The following is a 17,810-nucleotide window of genomic DNA, read 5'->3' on the forward strand; positions in this document are numbered from 1 at the left end:
GCGAAGAAGTTCCGCAACAGATGACGGAATCGTCGGTTCGATAGCGTTGGCGCATCTCTCGGGGCCGGCCCTGCGCAGGCGGCGTGGAGCGATTCAGAATCCGTGGCGCATGCGCGTTTTTGTGATCTACCGGGCAGCAGCCCGGGTCGCTTAAAGTGCCTGCAGGAGACACCGAGACCCATGACCACGACTGCAAAACCCACCAAGATCGATATCTACAACCACGTCATGCCCCCCGCCTACCTGGAGCTGGTGAACCGGCATGGCAAGGAGCCCGGCATGGTCCGGCGCATGAATTCCCTGCGCATGCTCTGGGACATGGAGGCACGTGTGAAGATGCTGGACCAGTGGCCCGAGGTCCGGCAGGTCATCACCTGTGCGGTGCCGTCGCCGGAAATGCTGGGCGGGCCCGATGTCTCCCCGGGCTACGCGCGGGTGGCCAACGAAGGCATGGCCGAAATCTGCCGCCAGTGGCCGCACAAGTTTCCGGCCTTCGTGGCCTCGCTGCCCATGAACAATCCCGCGGCCGCGCTCGACGAGATGGACTATGCGATCGAGGTCCTCGGCGCCAAGGGCGTGCAGATCCTGACCAGCGTCAACGGCAGCGCGCTCGACCGGCCGGAGCTGTTCGAGGTCTTTGAGCGCGTGACCACAAAGCACGGCATGCCGGTGTGGATGCATCCCACGCGGCCGGCCAGCCGGGCCGACTACCCCGACGAGGACAAGTCCCAGTACGAGATCTGGCAGGTGCTGGGCTGGCCGGTGGAGACCAGCGTCGCCATGGCCCGCATGGTGTTCTCGGGGCTGCTCGAAAAGCTGCCCGGGCTGCGCCTGATCACGCACCACTGCGGTGGCATGCTGCCGTACTTTTCCGGGCGTGCCGAAACGCTGTGGGCCCAGCTGGGCAGCCGCAGCATCGACGGGTCGGACGCCGACGCGCTCAAACGCCTGTCCAAGCCGCCGATCGAGTACTTCAAGATGTTCTACGGTGACACCGTGCTCGGTGGGTCCAGTTCCGCGCTGCGCTGCGGCCTGGATTTCTTCGGCGCCGACCACGTGGTGTTTGCCAGCGATTGTCCGTTCGATCCCGAGGGCGGACCCATGTTCATCCGCGAGGGCATCCGCTCCATCGAAGACCTGGACCTCGACGAGAAGGACGCGCGCAAGCTGTACTTCGGCAACGCGTACAAGCTGCTCGGGATGCACGGCGACTGCTGAACGCGTTGCCGCCATCGGGCCGATGGTGCGGGATTCCCCGGATGCCTGGCGCACGAGGGAGGGCCGATAATTTTCGGCTTTCTCCCTCTTTTGCATAGCGCATCCCACGCCAAACTCCGCCAGTGAAGTTCAATTCGATTCGTGATTTTCTGGCAGTGGCAGAGCGTGGAAGTTTGCGTGCCGCAGCGCGCCAGCTGGGGCTGGCGCAGCCGGCCATGACGCGCAGTATCCAGGAGCTGGAAAAGGAACTCGGTGCGGTGCTGTTCGAGCGCCGTGCGAAAGGCGTGCAGCTGACGCCCATGGGCGAAGTATTCCTGCGGCGTGCGAAGGCCGTGCGCAGCGAGTTCCGACGTGCCCAGGAAGAGATCGAACAGCTGCAAGGCGCGACCCATGGGCACATCCGCATGTGCCTCTCGAGCGTTGCCCATATGGCCTTGCTTCCCAATGCCCTGGGGCCGTTCAGGCAGGCCTTCCCCAAGGTGACCCTGGACCTGTTCGACGCCGTGCTGCCGCGGGTGGAGCTGGAGCTCACGGGCGGGACGATGGACTTCTACATCGGCCCGATCCTCGGGGAAGTTTCCGGCGAGTTGACGGTGGAAAAGCTGTTCGACAATGAGCGCGTCATCCTGGGGCGCAAGGGGCACCCGCTGTCATCCGCGAGGTCCTTGAGGGACCTCGTGGGCGCAGAATGGGTCAGCACCTCGGTGACGCACCGTGCCGAAGACGAGCTCTCCCCCCTGTTCAAGCAGCACGACCTGCCCGCCCCCAGGCTGGTCGTGCAGGGCCACTCCGCGCTGACCTTCTTTTTCACGGTGGCGCATTCCGACCTGCTGACGATGCTGCCCCAGCAGTGGGCGCAGGTGCCCCTGTTCAAGGGGTTTCTGCAGAAGATCGATGTGCAGGAATCGCTGGCTGCGCCGCCGATCTGCATCGTGCGCCGCACCGGCCTTCCGCTCACGCCCGCGGCCGAGTACTTCTGCGACATGATCCGCCGGGCCGCACTGCACATGGACACCGTGGTGCCTTGAGGCCGCAGGGCCCGCTGCGATGCAATCGCAGCATCGGTTTCTCATCTTTCTCATCTGTCCGTTGTTTCCCTGAGGCATTACGCTGCGCGTTCGGTGGGTGGATATGCACCCGGGCATGGCCCCACAGAAGCATTTCAACGGAGACAAAAAGCATGAATACCTCATCGTTCCAACCCGGCCCCGCCGCCAAGGTCGCCGGCGACCTGACCGGGCGTGTGCGGCTGCCCGGCAGCAGCAATAGCCGCCCCCCGCTGCCCCTGGTGGTCGCCCTGCACGGCGGCACCTACACCTCGCGCTACTTCGACATTCCCGGCGCATCGCTGCTGGACCGGGCCGTGGCCAACGGCATCCCTGTGGTGGCGCTGGACCGCCCGGGCTACGGCGGCAGCCCGGCCCTGCCCGCAGCGCAGAGCACCGTGAAGGGCCAGGCCACCTACCTGCTCAAGGTGCTGGAAGACTGCTGGCAGCGCTATGGCGAGGGCACGCGCGGCATCTTCCTGATCGGCCACTCCATCGGCGGCGCCATCACCGCCAGCCTCGCCGCCGAGGCGGCCAGTGCAGCGCCCGCCTTCCCGCTGCTGGGCATTGCGCTGTCGGGCATGTGCCTCAAAACCCCGCCCGAGCACAAGCCGCTGTGGGAGAGCCTGCCCGACACCCCCACCGTGGAGATGCCCGGCCCCGTCAAGGTGCAGATGATGTTCGGCCCGGCGGGCAGCTACCATCCGGCCATGGTCGAGGCCAGCCAGGCGGCCGATGCGCCAGCGCCCAAGGCGGAGCTGGTGGACATCGTCAGCACCTGGACGGACAACGCGCCCGCCACGCTCGCGGCCATCCGCGTGCCGGTGCACTACCGCCAGTCGGCGCAGGACCCGCTGTGGATCATGGGCGCCGACGAGGTCGCGGGCTTTGCCCGGGCGCTGGCGCACTCGCCGCGCGTCGATGCCGCCATGGTGCAGCAGACCGGCCACTGCATGGACTTTCACCACTACGGCCACACGCTGCAGCTGCAGCAGCTGGCGTTTGCCCTGCAGTGCGCATGCGAGGCCACATGACGACGCCACTGCGCAGAAGACAGCTGCTCGCCTGCCTGGCGGCGCCCGGCCTGCTCGGTACCGGCCTGCACGCTGCCGCGCAGGCCCGCGCCGCGTTCCCGGCCCGGGCCGTGACCCTGGTCGTGCCGTTCACGCCCGGCAGCGGCAGCGACACCATTGCCCGCCTGATCGGCCCGCACCTGGCCGCCAAATGGGGCCAGCCCGTGGTGGTGGACAACAAGCCCGGGGCCAGCGGCGCCATGGGTGCGCAGGCCGTGGCCCGGGCCGAGCCCGACGGGCACACCCTGCTCATGGCCATCAACACCCACACCATGACGCCCGCGGTGCAGGCGAGCCAGCCCTACGATGCGGCACGCGACTTCGCCGCCGTGGCCAAGCTGGCCGAGGCCAATTTCGTGCTCGCGGTGAACCCGGCCCTGCCGGTGCAGGACGTGGCTTCGCTGGTCGCGCTGGCCAAGGGCCGGCCGGGCAAGCTCAACTACGCCACGCCGGGCAATGGCACGCCGCACCACCTGGCCATGGAGCTGTTCAAGGCGGACCAGGGGGTCTTCGTGGTCCACGTGCCCTACCGCGGCATCGCCAATGCCACGACCGACCTGATCAGCGGGCAGGTGGACATGATGTTCGGCTCCGTGCCCTCGTTGCGCACGCAGATCCAGGCAGGGCGCGTCAAGGCACTGGCCGTGACTGGCGAAAAGCGCAGCGATCTGCTGCCGGCGGTGCGCACCTTCCGCGAGCAGGGCTTTCCTGCCATGGACGCGGTGGACGCCTGGTATGCCGTGCTGGCACCGGCGCGCACCCCGGCCGACCTGGTGCAGCGCCTGAACCGCGACTTCGTCGAGGCGATGAACCGCGCCGACGTGCAGGCCGAACTGGCCAAGCAGGGCCTGCGCGTGAGCACGGGCACCCCGGCCCAGATGGGCGCGTTGATCAATACCGACATCGCCCGCTGGAAGGGCGTGGTCAAGCGCGCGGGCATCACGGCCGACTGACGCACGCGCCGGAGCGCCGATGGGGATGCCAAGCCAGTCGGCCCGTGCCGGCTGGCTTTTCTTTTGGGCCGCCGTTGGTGCCCCGCAGAAAGAGAAAGGCCCTGGATGCCGGTCTGTATCCAGGGCCTGGGGCATGAAGGGCGCTACACCGGGTACTGCAGCGCACCCTGGGTCAGTGTGGTCAGGCGCACCTCGGTGAAGTCCTCGATGGCGTAGTGGCCCGAGCGCCCCCAGCCGCTGTCCTTGACGCCGCCATTGGGCATGGCCGGCTCGCCGGCCATGGTGGCGCCGTTGATGTGCACCATGCCGCAGTCGAAGCGCTCCGCCAATGCCAAGCCGCGCTGCGCATCGCGCGTGAGGATGCCGGCGCACAGGCCGTAGGGCGTGGCCAATGCCTCGGACATCGCCTGCTCGGGGTTGTCCACGGGCTGCACGATCAGCACCGGGCCGAAGGTCTCCTCGCAGCTCACCGGGGCGGTTGCCGGCACGTCCACCAGGATGGTGGGCTCGTACACGCGGCCGTTGGCGCGCCCGCCTGTCACCACGCGGGCGCCCAGGGCCACGGCTTCGTCCACGCGCTGGCGCACCTGGGCCAGGGCCCGGTCGTTGATGAGCGGGCCGATCACGGTGCCGGGCGCGGCTGGGTCGCCCATGGGCAGCGACCGGGTCTTGGCCGCCAGCTTTTCCACGAAGGCGTCGGCAATGCTGCGGTCGACCAGCACCTTGCGCGTGTTCATGCAGATCTGCCCCTGGTGGAAGAAGGCGCCGAAGGCCGTGGTGTTCACCGCCAGGTCCAGGTCGGCGTCGTCCAGCACCAGCAGCGGGTTGTAGCCGCCCAGCTCCAGCACGATGCGCTTGAGCGCGCGGCCCGCACGCTCGGCCAGCATGCGGCCCGTGGCCGAGGAGCCGGTGAAGTTGATGCTGCGCACGTGCGGGCTCTCGAAGAACGCGTCGGCGATCGGGCCGGCGTCACCGGGGCCGTGCGTCACCACGTTGAAGGTGCCCGCGGGGAAGCCGGCCTCTTCGAGCACCTCGGCCAGCACCAAGCCGGCGGACAGGGGCGCCTCTTCCGAGGGCTTGAGCACCATGGTGTTGCCGAACGCCATGGGCAGCACCACGGTGCGCCAGGCCAGGCAGAACGCGCCGTTCCAGGGGGCGAAGCCGGCCACCACGCCCAGGGGCTTGCGCACGGCCATCGCGAAGCGCCCGGGCGTGTCGCTGCGCAGCACGTCGCCCGCAGGCCGGTAGCCCCAGCCCGCGGCCTGGCGCAGCAGGTCGACGGACCAGCGGATCTGAAAGCGCGCAAAGCCCGAGGCGGTGCCGGTCTCGGCCGCCAGCAGGCGCACGAAGTCCTCGGCGCGGCGCTCCACGATGTCGGCCGCGGCCAGGAACAGCCGCTGGCGTTGCCCTGGCGGCATCGCGGCCCAGGCGGGGAAGGCGGCGTGTGCGGCGTCGATGGCGGCCTGCGCGTGCTGCCGCGTGCCGGCGGCCACCTGCGCCACGACCTCGTCCGTGAACGGATTGCGGTCGGGGAAGGTGGCTGTGTCAGGGGCGCTCCAGCGCCCTGCGATGAAGTGGGTGGTGTGGTCGATCAAGGGGGGCATGGGGTCGTGTCTCCGGTTCTGGGTGTGTCGTGTTCGGTGGCGTCAGAAGAGCAGCGTGGCTGCCATCGCGCGGTATTCGTCGGCGCTGGGTGCATAGGCCGCACTGCGGTTGAAGGGGCTGGTGGCCATGGCCTGGACCAGGCCGTCCGGGTCCGACACGCGGTAGCCGGCGCGGCCCAGGTGCGTGGGCAGGTCCAGCGCGGCATTCAGCTCGCGCAGGGCCGGGGCGATGTCGAAGCGTGAGCACAGTCCCAGCGCCTGCGCCAGTCGGTCGGACTTGGCCGGCACCTTGTCGGCGGCGATGGCCATGGCCTCGGGCAGGGCGGCCGCCACCATCATCCCGTGGTGCAGGCGCTGGTCGCCGCAGGCAAGGGCAATGGCATGTGCGGGCCCCAGGCTCTTGTGGATGGCCACCCCGCCCGCGAACGAAGCCACCATGAGCTCCAGGCGCGCAGCGTCCGCGCCGGGGTGCAGCGCGGCCTGCACATGGCCGTAGGCGCGCGCCAGGCCGTCGAGGGCGATGGCGTCCACCAGCGGGTGCGGCGGGTCGGCGAGAAAGCCTTCCAGGCAATGGGCCAGCGCATCCATGCCCGTCGCGGCTACCAGCCGCGGCGGCAGGCTGCGCACCAGTTGCGGGTCGCTGATCACCGCGCGCGGCACGAGGAAGGGGCTGCGCGTGCCGATGGCGCGCGTGCCCGCATCGGGGTGCAGGCCGGTGGCGGGCGAGCTTTCGCTGCCGGTGCCGATGGTGGTGGGCACCACCAGCAACGGCGCCACTCCGGGGCCAATGCGATCGGGCCGGCCCAGCAGGCCGCGCGCGCCATCGGCGGGGACCTGCACCAGCGCCGCCACGATCTTGGCCGTGTCGATGACCGAGCCGCCGCCCAGTGCGACGATGCCATCGCAGCCTGACGCCTGGTAGACGGCAAAGGCCTGGTCCGCATCGCGGCAGGTCGGGTCCTCGGCGGCGAGCAAGTGGCGTGCGGTCCCGGGCGGCAGAAAGACCGCCACCGTCTCCAGCACGCCGGCCCGCGCCAGCCCCTCGTCGCTCAGCAGCAAGGGGCGCGCCACGCGCAGCAACGCAAGCTCCCCGGGCAGGCCAGAGAGGCTGCCGGGACCGAGGATCCAGCGGGGCAGGGGCAGCACGGCGGGGTGATGGGAAGGCGAAGGCACGGCGGTCATGTCGCTGCATGGTAGGCAGCCACAGCACTGCGCAGAAGATGGCTTTTTCGGACCTCCGATAGCGCCACTGAATCACCTGCGGACGGCTGCGAGCGATGCTGCAGGCGCATCGCCCGCAGCTACGGCGCATCTTTTTCAACCAGGCTGCCCCACCTAGAGTCCCTGGGCGCTGGCGCTCCTGCCCGGAGCGCCCATTCAACCAGGAGACCCATCCCATGCAGCGATCCCCTCTCGCCATCGCGGCCGCCACAGCCGTCGGCGCCATGCTCACGGCCTGCGCCGTGCCCCCAGACACCCCACCAGTGACCAGCGGCACCGTGCTGCGCAATGTCACCGTGGTCGACACGCGCACCGGTGCGCTGGCGCAGCGCATGGCCGTGGTCATCGAGCAGGGCCGCATCCGCCAGGTGCTGCCCGATGCGGCGGTGCGCACCGGAGGCAGTGCCACGGTGGTGGAAGGCGCGGGCAAGTACGTGGTTCCGGGCTACCTCGACATGCACACCCATTCGGTCCCGCCCGCCGTGTTCCAAAAAGCGCCCCACTGGCCGCTGCTGCTGGCCAACGGCGTCACGGGCATCCGCGACATGGCCGGCGCACCGCCGCTGATCGCCGCCGCGCGGCAATTCAACGCCGCGCGCGCGGCCGGCACGCTCGATGCGCCCGAGGTGTTGCAGATCCCCGGTCCGCCGGTCGTGGGCGCGCGCACGGCCGAAGACGGCGTGGCCGCCGTGCGGCAGACCCAGGCCATGGGCGGCAGCTTCGTCAAGGTGGTCGGTGCCTCGCCCGCGGCGCTGGCGGCCATCGTGGCCGAGGCGCGTGCGCAGGGCCTGGCCGTGGCGGGGCACCTCTCGCCCGGCATGGGCGCGGTGGAGGCTGCCAACATCGGGTGGACCGCCATGGAGCACCTGGGCGGTGGCTGGAGCATCGCCCTCGACTGCGCCCGGGACCAGGCCGCCATCCGCGAGGACCTGCTGGCCGGCAAGGGCGCCAGGATGCCCTCGCCGTTTCCGCCCACCTATGCCATCAGCCCCTACATCCATGCGGCCGCCGATGCGCCCTTCGTGCAGCGCTCGCTGGACAGCTACGACAGCGCCGCCTGCAATGCCGTCACCCGCGCCGTGGTGCAAAAGGGCACCTGGCAGGTGCCCACCATGGTCCGGATGCGCACCATGACCCAGAGCGACAGCGCCGAATTCCGCAACGACCCGCTGCTGCGCTACGTGGACCCGACCACGCGCGCCCTGTGGAACAAGCTCTCGCGCGACTTCGAGACCATGCAGCCGGCGAGCGCTGCGGCCACCTTCCGCAGCTCTTACACGTCGTTCGAGCACACGCTGACGCAGCTGCACCAGAACGGCGGTGCCTCGCGGACCCTGGTGGGCACCGACGTCGGTGGCATCTGGGTGATTCCCGGCTTTTCTCTGCACCAGGAGTTCCGCGCGTTCGCCAAGGCCGGCTTCACGCCGCTGGAGATCCTGCAGGCCACCACCCTCAATGGGGCGCGCTTTCTCGGCCGCGAGACCAGCATGGGCACGGTGGAAGCAGGGAAGAATGCCGATCTGGTGCTGCTCGATGCCAATCCGGTGGCCGACGTCGCCAACCTGTCGAAGATCGCGGGCGTGTTCAATGCCGGCAAGTACTTCCCGCGCAGCGCGCTCGATGCGCTGCTGGACGGCGTGGCCGCGAACCACGCCGCCGCGCCGCTGCGCGACCCGAGCACGGTGATCGACACCAGCCACCGCCATTGAGCGGCGGCGGCCAGCGGCTGGCTGGCCGCTACAGGCGAAAGACCGCCACCGTGCCCGACAGGCGGCGTGTCTGCTCCTGCAGGCTCAGCGAGGCGGCCGCGGACTGCTCGACCAGGGCGGCGTTCTGCTGGGTCATGCCGTCCAGTTGCACGATGGCCTCGCTCACGCCGCCGATCTCCTCGGCCTGGTGCCCGGTGGCCCGGTGGATGCCGTCGATCATCTGGCTGACCTGGTGCACGCTGTCGACGATGTGGGCCATGGCTTCGCCGGCTTCGCGCACCAGCAGCGCGCCCCCGTCCACCCGCGCCGTCGATGCCTGGATCAGGGCCTTGATCTGGCTGGCGGCCTCGGCGCTGCGGCCGGCCAGCGTGCGCACCTCGCTGGCCACCACGGCGAAGCCGCGCCCCTGCTCGCCGGCGCGGGCCGCCTCCACCGCCGCGTTGAGCGCGAGGATGTTGGTCTGGAAGGCGATGGAGTCGATCACGCCGATGATCTCGGCAATGTGGCGCGACGACTGGTTGATCGCGTCCATGCTGGCCACCACCTGCGAAACCGCCTGGCCGCCGCGGCTGGCGGCCTCGGTCGCCGCGGTGGCCAGGGCATTCGCGGCCGTGGCCGCGCGGCCGCTCGCGCGCGCCCCGTCGGCCAGCTGCTGCACCGAGCCGCTGGTTTCCTGCAGGCTGCCCGCGGCCCTTTCGGTGCGGTAGCTCAGGTCCTGGTTGCCCGTGGCGATCTCGATGGCCGCATCGTCGATGCAGCGGGAGGCTTCGCGGATCGTGGCCACCGTCTCGCGCAGGCGGCCGGTCATCTGGCCCATGGCGTCGTGCAGCGAGTTGCGGATCTGGGGCGTGGCGTCCCAGTCGAGCTGCCCGGAGGCGACCTGTTCGGCCACCCGGCGCAGCTCCCCGGGCTCCCCGCCCAGCTCGTGCCACACCGAGCGCACGATCAGCCAGGAGGCCAGGCCCAGCACCAGCAGCACGGTGATGGCGGTCAGTGCGCTGGCGAGCACGGTGTCGCGCAAGGCCTTTTCCAGGTTGTCGAAACCCGCTTCCACCGAGCGCCGGGTTTCCTCCACCACCGCCTTGCGGCCCGCGTTCCATTGCGCCTGCGCGCTGCGCCGCTGTGCGACGCGGTCCGACACGTCCTGGCCGGACATCATGCCCTCCACCACGGCGAAGCTGTGCTCGCGGTGCGCCGCGAACGCGGCTTGCAGCGCCGGCGTGGTGCCGTCCAGGCGCTGCTCGATCGCCTGGGCATGGCCCTTGGCTTCGTTCAGCCGGCGCGGGTCGCCCATGGCGGCGGCCTCCAGGGCGTTGTCCATGTGCTCGGACAGGCGCTCCATCTGCAGCGTGGTCTCCAGCAGGCGGTTGTCGGTGTGGCGCAGCCGGTCCAGCTGCGAAGCACTGCCCGATGCGATGACCAGGCTGGCCGATACGCCCAGGCCGAACACCAGGCAGGCGCTCACGGGCAGGGCCCAAATCTTCTGGCGGAATTTCATGGGACGTTTCCTGTGGGGCGGGTCACGCAACGGCGCGGCACGGCCGGCGCAACCCGCAAGCGGGCGGGGGGATGTCGTGTCGAAAGAAAGGGCGGGGCCGCCGGGGCGGCCCCGCCCGTGTGCGCCTGTCAGGGCCGCCGGGCGTCGGCCTCGCGCATGAAGCTGTCCAGCACCTGGTTGAATTCCTGCGATACCTGCTGTGGGAAATGGTGCGGCGAGGCGATCACCAGCCGGCGCCCGCCTGCGACCTCGGCCACGCGGTCGGAGATCGCGTCGAAGGCCGGGCTCCAGCCGCCCGAGACCACGAGCACCGGGACGCCGGCCTGCCGCACCGCCGCGAGCTGGCGCGCCAGGGTCTTCTTGTTGGGCAGTTTCATGCGCCTCAGGGCACGCCCCATCTGCTGCAGTTCTTCCTCGGACGAGCGGCCGCCGATCTCGGCCGGGATGTTGGCCAGCCGCATGAAGCGCTCGATGCGCGAGCGCGCCGACAGCGAGAAGAACAGCACGTTCACGATCTGCAGCAGGAAGCGCCGCACCACCGGCAGGTCCGTCGCCAGCGCCGCCATGGCGGGCTCGATGATGGTCAGCGAGCGCACGCGCTCCGGGTGGCTCGCCGCCGCCGCCAGCGCCACACAGCCGCCGAAGGAATGGCCTACCAGGTGGGCCCCTTCCTCGCCCTCCATCAGTGTGGCCACCAGCGCACCGTCGGCCTCGGCATCATCGGGGCGGCCGGGGTCGGGGCTGCGCCCGTGGCCCGGCCGGTCGGGCACCAGGACCTGCCAGCCCTGCGCGGCCAGCTGCTGCTGCGCCACGAAATGCCGCTCGCCGCCCAGGCGGCTGCCCTGTGCGCTGCCGTGCACCATCACCACGCGGGGGCCGGCCGGGCCCCAACGCGTCACCTGCATCGAATCGGTCTGCATCCATGTCTCCTTGTCTTGTAGGGCGTGTGTTCAGATGCCCACGTATTCCTGCAGCAGCCGGGGCTGCTGGCGCAATTCGTCCGAGCTGCCGCGCCAGACCACGCGGCCCTTTTCCACGATGCAATGGCGGTCGGCCAGGCGCAGCAGGGGCTCGATGTTCTTGTCGATCACGATCAGCGACAGGCCCTCGTCCTTCAGGCGCGCCAGGCACTTCCAGATCTCGGCGCGCACCAGCGGTGCCAGGCCCTCGGTCGCCTCGTCCAGGATCAACAGACGCGGGTTGGTCATCAGCGCGCGCCCGATGGCCAGCATCTGCTGCTCGCCGCCCGAGAGGTTGCTGCCCAGGTTGCGCTCGCGCTCCTGCAGGCGTGGGAACATGTCGTACACGCGTGCCAGCGTCCAGGGCGATGCGCTCCCGAGCCGGTTGCCGGCCGTGGCCACCAGGTTCTCGCGCACCGTGAGGTTGGGAAAGATGCGCCGGCCCTCGGGCACCAGGCCCAGGCCGCTGCAGGCCACCTGGTGCGCGGCGCGCCCCGTCACTTCTTCGCCCGCCATGCGCACCGAGCCGTGGCGGGGCGCAAGCAGGCCCATGATGGACTTCACGGTCGTCGACTTGCCCATGCCGTTGCGCCCGATCAGCGTCACGACTTCGCGTTCGCGCACGTCGAAGCTCATGCCGAACAGCGCCTGGCTGGCCCCATAGAAGGTCTCGATGCCATCGACTTCCAGCAACGTCGTCGTCATACCGCCTCCACCTGGTCTCCCAGGTACGCCCTGCGCACCTCGGGGTCGTTCTTGATCTCGTCGGCCGTGCCGCAGGCAATGGGCTTGCCGTACACCATCACGGTGATGCGGTCGGCCAGCGCGAACACGGCGTCCATGTCGTGCTCCACCAGCACGATGCCGTAGCGGCCCTTGAGCGTATGCAACAGGCGCACCATGTCCTCCGATTCCTTCTGGCTCATGCCGGCCATGGGCTCGTCGAGCAGCATCACCCGGGGCCGCAGCGCCAGGGTCATCGCCAGCTCCAGCTGGCGGCGCGCGCCGTGTGCCATGGCCGAGACACGGGTCCCGGCCTGGCCACCCAGCCCCACCTGCAGCAGCAGGGCCTGCGCCGGATCGACCAGGTCTGTGTCCTGTAGCACCGGCTTCCAGAACGCGAAGTTGTGGCCGCTGGCGCCCTGCACCGCCAGCATCACGTTCTGCAGCGCCGTGAACTCGTGGAACACCGAGGTGATCTGGTAGCTGCGCGCGATCCCCATGCGCGCGCGGCGCTGCACCGACGTGCCGACCAGTTCCTGCCCGTCGAGCTGGATGCTGCCCGCATGCGGCGCCAGCTCGCCCGAGAGCTGGTTGATCAGCGTGGTCTTGCCGGCGCCGTTGGGGCCGATGATGGCGTGCAACTCCCCGGGCCGTACTTCAAGGCGGAAGTGGTCCGTGACCAGCAGGCCGCCGAAGCGCTTGACCAGCCCGTCCACGCGCAGCGTGGATCCTTGCGTGGCGGCGCTCATGGCCGGTCCCCCTGCTCGCGGGCGACGAGGATGCCGTAGATGCCGTCCTTGAGCCGCAGGGCGACCAGCAGGGCCATCAGGCCGAGCACGCCCAGCCAGTGGTTGCGCACGAAGTCATCGAGCACGGCCCAGCCGAGGTTGAACGAGGACAGCAGGTCTTCCAGTGTCAGCCAGAGGATGGCGCCGACCACGGGGCCGATCAGCGTGCCCAGGCCGCCGAGCACGGCCATCACGATCAGGTCGCCCGAGACCACCCAGTGCATGTAGGACGGCGACACGAAGCGCGTGAGGTTGGCCAGCAGCACGCCCGCGAGCACGCAGACCAGGGCCGACAGCACATAGGCCGCGAGCTTCACGCGCGCCACGGGCATGCCCAGTGCCTCCAGGCGCCGCTCGTTGGTGCGGCAGCCCTTGAGGACCATGCCGAAGCGGGCATGCACCAGCCGGTAGAACAGGAACAGCGCCGCCACCAGTGCTGCGAAGATCACGTAGTACAGCACGACGTTGTCGTTGAGATCGACCACGCCGAAGTCGCTGCGCCCGCCGATGCTGAAGCCGTCGTCGCCGCCGTACTGCTTGAGGCTGACCGCGAGGAAGTAGAACATCTGCGCGAACGCCAGCGTGATCATGATGAAGCCCACCCCCCGGGCGCGCAGGCACACCAGGCCGATCAGCGTGGCCAGCACCGCGCCCGCACCGAGCGCCGCTGCCAGGTGCAGCCAGCCGTTGCCGATACCATGCTGCGACAGGATGCCGACCGCGTAGGCGCCCAGGCCGATGTACAGCGCATGGCCGAAGCTGACCATGGCGCCGTAGCCCATCACCAGGTTGAGCCCGGTAGCGGCCAGCGCGAAGATCATCATGCGTGACACCAGCGTCACGTAGAAGCTCTGGCCCAGGGCGTGCGAGAACACCGGGACCAGGGCCAGCAGGACAAGCAGCGCGCCTGCGACCGCCAGCCGCAGGGAAGGGCGCCGCGAGCCCATGGGCTTGCCGGTGGTGGGGACGGGGAGGGGGGACATAGGGGTTGGAAGGACTTCAGCCATGTTTCACCGGGAACAATCCAGCAGGCCGCACCGCCAGCACGACCGCCATGAGCAGGTAGATCAGCATCGAGGCGATGGCCGGCCCCGCGGCCTGCGCCAGCGAGCGCTCCATCAGTTCACGCATCAACCCGGGCGTGAAGGCCCGCCCGATGGTGTCCACGACGCCCACGATCAGGGCCCCGTAGAAGGCGCCGCGGATGGAGCCGACCCCGCCCGTGATCAGCACCACCAGGGTCAGGATCAGGATGGGTTCGCCCATGCCGGGCTGCACCGACAGGATGGGACCGGCCATCAGCCCGGCCAGGCCCGCCAACGCGGCACCGGCCGCGAAGACCAGGGCATTGAGCCGCCCGATGTTCACGCCCAGCGCCGACACCATGCCGGCGTCGCTGGCCCCGGCGCGGATCAGCATGCCGATGCGCGTGCGGTGTACCAGCCAGTACAGCGCGGCACCCACCAGCAGCCCCACGGCGATGATGGCCAGCCGGTAGGCCGGGTAGGCCACGCCGAAGAGGTCCACCGTGCCGGAAAGGGCGTCGGGCACGTTCATGAACACCGGCGCCTGGCCCCAGCCGAAGCGGGCCACTTCGTTGAAGATGAGGATCACGCCAAAGGTGGCCAGCACCTGGTAGAGGTGGTCCCGGTCGTACAGCCGGGCGATCACCATGCGCTCCAGCGCCAGGCCGAGCAGCAGGCTGCCGCCGACGGCGGCCAGCGCCGCCAGCACGAAGGAGTCGCTGGCCCCGTAGGCGGCCGCGGCGAAGTACGCGCCCATCATGAACAGCGAGCCGTGCGCCAGGTTGATCACGTGCATGATCCCGAGTACCAGCGTGAGCCCGGCGGACAGCAGGAACAGCAGCACCCCGAGCTGGAACCCGTTGAGCAACTGCGCGAGCAGCAGAGAACCTGTCATGTCGAATGCTCCTTGCAAGGGATTGCGCGCTCGGCAATCACTTCAGAGGGCACTGGGCGTGGTAGGCGTCCTGGTGCGACTTGAGCGGCGTGGCCAGTGTCTTCAGGGTGTAGCGCTCCTTGGCATCCTTGACCACCGTGAAGGCGAAGTAGTCGTTGATGGGGAAGTTGTTGTTCCCGAACTTCAGCACCCCGCGCACGGAGTGGGGGTTGCCGGCCTTGAGCGCCGCCATGAAGGCCGGCTTGTCGCCCACATTGCCCTTGACGCGGGCGATGGCCGCATCCAGCAGCAGCGCGGCGTCGTAGCCCTGCGCGGCGAACAGCGAGGGGATGCGGTTGTACTTCTTCTCGAAGGCCTCGACGAATCCCTTGTTGGCGGCGTTGTCCAGGTCGGGCGCCCACCAATGGGTGCTGTTCAGACCCAGGGCCGAGTCCTTGAGCGCCGGCAGCGTGGTGGCGTCCAGCATCGACGAGCTTTGCAGCGGGATGGTTTTCCCCAACCCGGCCTGCTGGTACTGGCGGATGAAATTCACCGCCAGCGCGCCTGGGAAGAACGCGTACACCGCATCGGGCTTGGCTGCCGCGATCTGGGCGATCTCGGCGGAGAAGTCGGGCTGTGCCATGCCCGGCGCGAGTTCTTCGAGCACCTGGCCCTTGTAGGTGCGCTTGAAGCCCTGCAGCGCATCCTTGCCGGCCTGGTAGTTGGGGGCGATCAGCACCATGCGCTTGTAGCCCTTGTCCATGGAGAACTTGCCCGCTGCCTCGGCGTGGCCGTCGTTCTGCCAGGACACGACGAACTGGTAGGGCGAGCACTGCGCGCCGGCCTGGGCCGACGGACCGGCGTTGGAGCCGATCAGGAACACCTGCTTTTCGGTGATCGGGCGGTGCACGGCCATCATCACGTTGGAGCCCATCACGCCGGTGATGATCGGCACCTTCTCCTTCTCGACCAGCTTCTGCACGATCTGCAGGCCCACGTCGGGCTTGAACTGGTCGTCCTCCTTGAGCACCTGCACTGGCGTGCCGCCGAGCTTGCCCTCGCGCTGCTCCAGTGCCAGCATGAAGCCGTCGTAGTTGTCCTGGCCCAGGGCCCCGATGGGGCCGGAGAAGGTGCCGAGGTAGCCGATCTTGATGGGCGACTGGGCGTGCACCTGGGCGCCGCACGCGGCGCCCAGCGCCAGGACGGCGGCCGCGGCCTTGAAGGTGGTGAACTTGAACATGGTGGTTGTCTCCGGTGAGGTGGAACATGCGGCCTCTTGTGGCGAGGCTCTTGCACGGGATGGTGGAATTCAGCAGGGCATGGCGTGGCGCGGCAGGCGCAGGCCTGCAGTGAGAACGCCCGGATCGGGCACAGGGGGACGGTTCACGTGGACACTCGATGCATGGGACGTGGGCGCATGCTAGGGGCGCTTCAGTGCATCAAGAAGATGCCAAAAAGGGCCAGGTGATTCGCACTGCGTATCGCTGTGGCCGCCCCAGAAGCCTGCACCAGGCAGGCGCCTAGCGCATGAGCTTTCCGCCGGGGCCGATCATGTCGATCTCCACGAACAGGCTGCCCGTGTGCGCCTGGGGGCTGTAGTTCACGAAGAAGCCACCGAGATCGAAATCGCGCAGGGTCTCCAGCGCCCTGACCAGCCCCTCCGATGTCGGCTTGGGGCCGCTGCGCCGCAGCCCTTCCACGAGGATCTTCGCTTCCAGGAAACCCTCGAGTCCCAGCATCGTCGGGCTTCCCTTGCCCAGTTCCTTCACCGCCTGGATGTATTCGGCGACGACCTTGACCCGAAGCCCATCCGACATGGGAACAATTTGCGAGAGCGCCACGCCGACGGCCCTGTCGCCGACCAGCTTCGTCAGCACAACCACGTCGGTGGAAGAGAACGTGTACAGCGAGCCATTGAAGGACAGCTTGCGCAATTCCAGGATCAGCGCTGCTGCAGCAGGCGTCAGCACCCCCAGGAAGATGGCCTGGGGTTTGGACTGGACGGCGGAGCGCGCCACCTCGGCGGCCTGGGTGGCTGCCGCGTCCAGCAGGACATGGCTGGCCTGCAGGCCCACCTCGCGCAGTCCCGCATCCATGGACTGGCGGGTCGAGTGGCCCAGGGGCACATCCTGAAAGACGATGGCGATGCGATCGATTCCCACGACCTTGACATGCTTTGCCAGCTCCCGCCCTTCGTCCGTGACGCTCGCCCTGACGGGAAATCCGTAGCGGTGCAGGCGGGCACGCAGGAGGTGTGTGGCGGATGCAATGCCCACCACCGGGATTTTCAGTTCGTCCAGCAGCGGGATTTCATGGCCGGCGGCAGGCACCCGCAGCAGGCTCAGGAAGGCCAGGGGCTTGTGTTCACTGGCTATGCGCCGAAGGTTGGCGACGGTGTTGTCTGCCACATAGCCATCGTCCCAGGTGATGGTTTCCACCTTGCGTCCGGCCACACCCCCGGTGGAATTCACCTTGTGGAGGTAGGCGTCTGCGCCGTCGCGCTTGAGCTCTCCGATCGATTGCAGTGGCCCGCTCAGCGGCAGCGAGCGCCCGACAAGCAGTGGTTGCGCGATGGCGCTTGCGGTCACGAGTGCCAAGCCTGCCAGGATCAGCGATGCGAGGTGTTGCATGGGTCTTTGTGCCTGTGGTACGGAGGTGGCCAGCACCGTAGGAGATCCTTCGACCGCAGGGCAGATGGCTCTTTTTTCCCGGCGATTCATCTTTGGCATCGGCGCACGGCGGGCGCTTCGGTGCCTTTGCAGCGCCGTAGTGCGGGTGGGGCTTTGCGGTACCTCACCCCCTCGGGGTGGGGCGAAGGACGTCAAACCTCGGTACCTTGCGCTGTCTTGGCGCTTGCGGCCACCCTGTCGTGCGCCGCGCCTGTGCATGTGCTGCCCACCGCTGCCAAGTCCAGGGCGCTGCGGGTTGGCGGCCGGGCGGCTTCGGCCTGCAGCGGTCAAGCGCCGAGGGGTCTGCGGCGCGGCCTTTTCAGCCAGCGCTGTCAGGCGGGGGCTTCCAGCGAATCCTTTCTTTTCTTTTTTATTCTTGTTGAGGGAACCGATGAAACAACTGCTGAAGAACACGTATTTCCGCACCGGCGCAGCCCTGGGTGCTGCCGC

At 69.0% G+C, this 17,810-nt stretch carries 15 protein-coding genes; 5 read left to right on the top strand and 10 right to left on the bottom strand.

Annotated features, from left to right (window positions below; translation table 11 throughout):
• Positions 1-180 precede the first annotated feature (180 nt).
• The 4 genes from PMI14_RS10915 to PMI14_RS10930 all read left to right on the top strand — a co-directional run bounded on the left by PMI14_RS10915 (position 181) and on the right by PMI14_RS10930 (position 4,290).
• On the top strand, positions 181-1,218 hold the full coding sequence (locus PMI14_RS10915; RefSeq protein WP_007854035.1) for an amidohydrolase family protein: 1,038 nt from the start codon (positions 181-183) through the stop codon (positions 1,216-1,218).
• A gap of 122 nt (positions 1,219-1,340) precedes the next feature.
• Positions 1,341-2,246 carry a LysR substrate-binding domain-containing protein gene (locus PMI14_RS10920; RefSeq protein WP_035203285.1) on the top strand — a complete coding sequence of 302 codons (906 nt, stop codon included), beginning with the start codon at positions 1,341-1,343 and terminating at the stop codon, positions 2,244-2,246.
• A 152-nt stretch (positions 2,247-2,398) separates the two neighbouring features.
• On the top strand, positions 2,399-3,298 hold the full coding sequence (locus PMI14_RS10925) for an alpha/beta hydrolase (RefSeq protein ID WP_007854039.1): 900 nt from the start codon (positions 2,399-2,401) through the stop codon (positions 3,296-3,298).
• Positions 3,295-4,290, top strand: a complete 996-nt coding sequence (locus tag PMI14_RS10930) for a tripartite tricarboxylate transporter substrate binding protein (protein ID WP_007854041.1) — start codon at positions 3,295-3,297, stop codon at positions 4,288-4,290. Before PMI14_RS10925 ends, PMI14_RS10930 begins: the two co-directional genes overlap by 4 nt.
• A 143-nt stretch (positions 4,291-4,433) precedes the next feature.
• On the opposite strand, the gene PMI14_RS10935 is transcribed toward PMI14_RS10930, so the two are convergent.
• Together PMI14_RS10935 and PMI14_RS10940 are read right to left on the bottom strand one after the other, a co-directional pair.
• Positions 4,434-5,894: an aldehyde dehydrogenase family protein gene (locus PMI14_RS10935; RefSeq protein ID WP_007854043.1), complete on the bottom strand. Its 1,461-nt coding sequence runs from the start codon at positions 5,892-5,894 to the stop codon at positions 4,434-4,436.
• Between the two features lie 42 nt (positions 5,895-5,936).
• A complete protein-coding gene (locus PMI14_RS10940; protein WP_035203293.1) occupies positions 5,937-7,040 on the bottom strand; it encodes an iron-containing alcohol dehydrogenase in 1,104 nt (367 codons plus the stop codon).
• A 251-nt stretch (positions 7,041-7,291) separates the two neighbouring features.
• Between PMI14_RS10940 and PMI14_RS10945 the strand changes: the two genes are divergently transcribed.
• A complete protein-coding gene (locus tag PMI14_RS10945) occupies positions 7,292-8,824 on the top strand; it encodes an amidohydrolase family protein (RefSeq protein WP_007854045.1) in 1,533 nt (510 codons plus the stop codon).
• Positions 8,825-8,852: 28 nt separating this feature from the next.
• Here PMI14_RS10945 and PMI14_RS35415 read toward each other — a convergent pair whose 3' ends face one another.
• The 8 genes from PMI14_RS35415 to PMI14_RS33490 form a co-directional block, all read right to left on the bottom strand.
• On the bottom strand, positions 8,853-10,322 hold the full coding sequence (locus tag PMI14_RS35415) for a methyl-accepting chemotaxis protein (RefSeq protein WP_007854047.1): 1,470 nt from the start codon (positions 10,320-10,322) through the stop codon (positions 8,853-8,855).
• Positions 10,323-10,450: 128 nt separating this feature from the next.
• Positions 10,451-11,242, bottom strand: a complete 792-nt coding sequence (locus PMI14_RS10955) for an alpha/beta fold hydrolase (protein ID WP_007854048.1) — start codon at positions 11,240-11,242, stop codon at positions 10,451-10,453.
• 30 nt (positions 11,243-11,272) lie between these two features.
• A complete protein-coding gene (locus PMI14_RS10960; protein ID WP_007854050.1) occupies positions 11,273-11,986 on the bottom strand; it encodes an ABC transporter ATP-binding protein in 714 nt (237 codons plus the stop codon).
• Positions 11,983-12,753 carry an ABC transporter ATP-binding protein gene (locus tag PMI14_RS10965; protein ID WP_007854052.1) on the bottom strand — a complete coding sequence of 257 codons (771 nt, stop codon included), beginning with the start codon at positions 12,751-12,753 and terminating at the stop codon, positions 11,983-11,985. Before PMI14_RS10965 ends, PMI14_RS10960 begins: the two co-directional genes overlap by 4 nt.
• Complete coding sequence (locus tag PMI14_RS10970; RefSeq protein WP_007854053.1) at positions 12,750-13,775, bottom strand: branched-chain amino acid ABC transporter permease; 1,026 nt, start codon at positions 13,773-13,775, stop codon at positions 12,750-12,752. Before PMI14_RS10970 ends, PMI14_RS10965 begins: the two co-directional genes overlap by 4 nt.
• A 16-nt stretch (positions 13,776-13,791) precedes the next feature.
• Positions 13,792-14,712, bottom strand: coding sequence for a branched-chain amino acid ABC transporter permease (locus PMI14_RS10975; RefSeq protein WP_007854055.1), 921 nt, complete (start codon positions 14,710-14,712; stop codon positions 13,792-13,794).
• 37 nt (positions 14,713-14,749) lie between these two features.
• A complete protein-coding gene (locus PMI14_RS10980; RefSeq protein WP_007854056.1) occupies positions 14,750-15,931 on the bottom strand; it encodes an ABC transporter substrate-binding protein in 1,182 nt (393 codons plus the stop codon).
• A 280-nt stretch (positions 15,932-16,211) separates the two neighbouring features.
• On the bottom strand, positions 16,212-17,321 hold the full coding sequence (locus PMI14_RS33490; protein WP_007854058.1) for an ABC transporter substrate-binding protein: 1,110 nt from the start codon (positions 17,319-17,321) through the stop codon (positions 16,212-16,214).
• Positions 17,322-17,810: the final 489 nt, after the last annotated feature.

Origin of the sequence: Acidovorax sp. CF316 (genome assembly GCF_000276605.1) — a bacterium.
Lineage (GTDB): Bacteria > Pseudomonadota > Gammaproteobacteria > Burkholderiales > Burkholderiaceae_C > Acidovorax.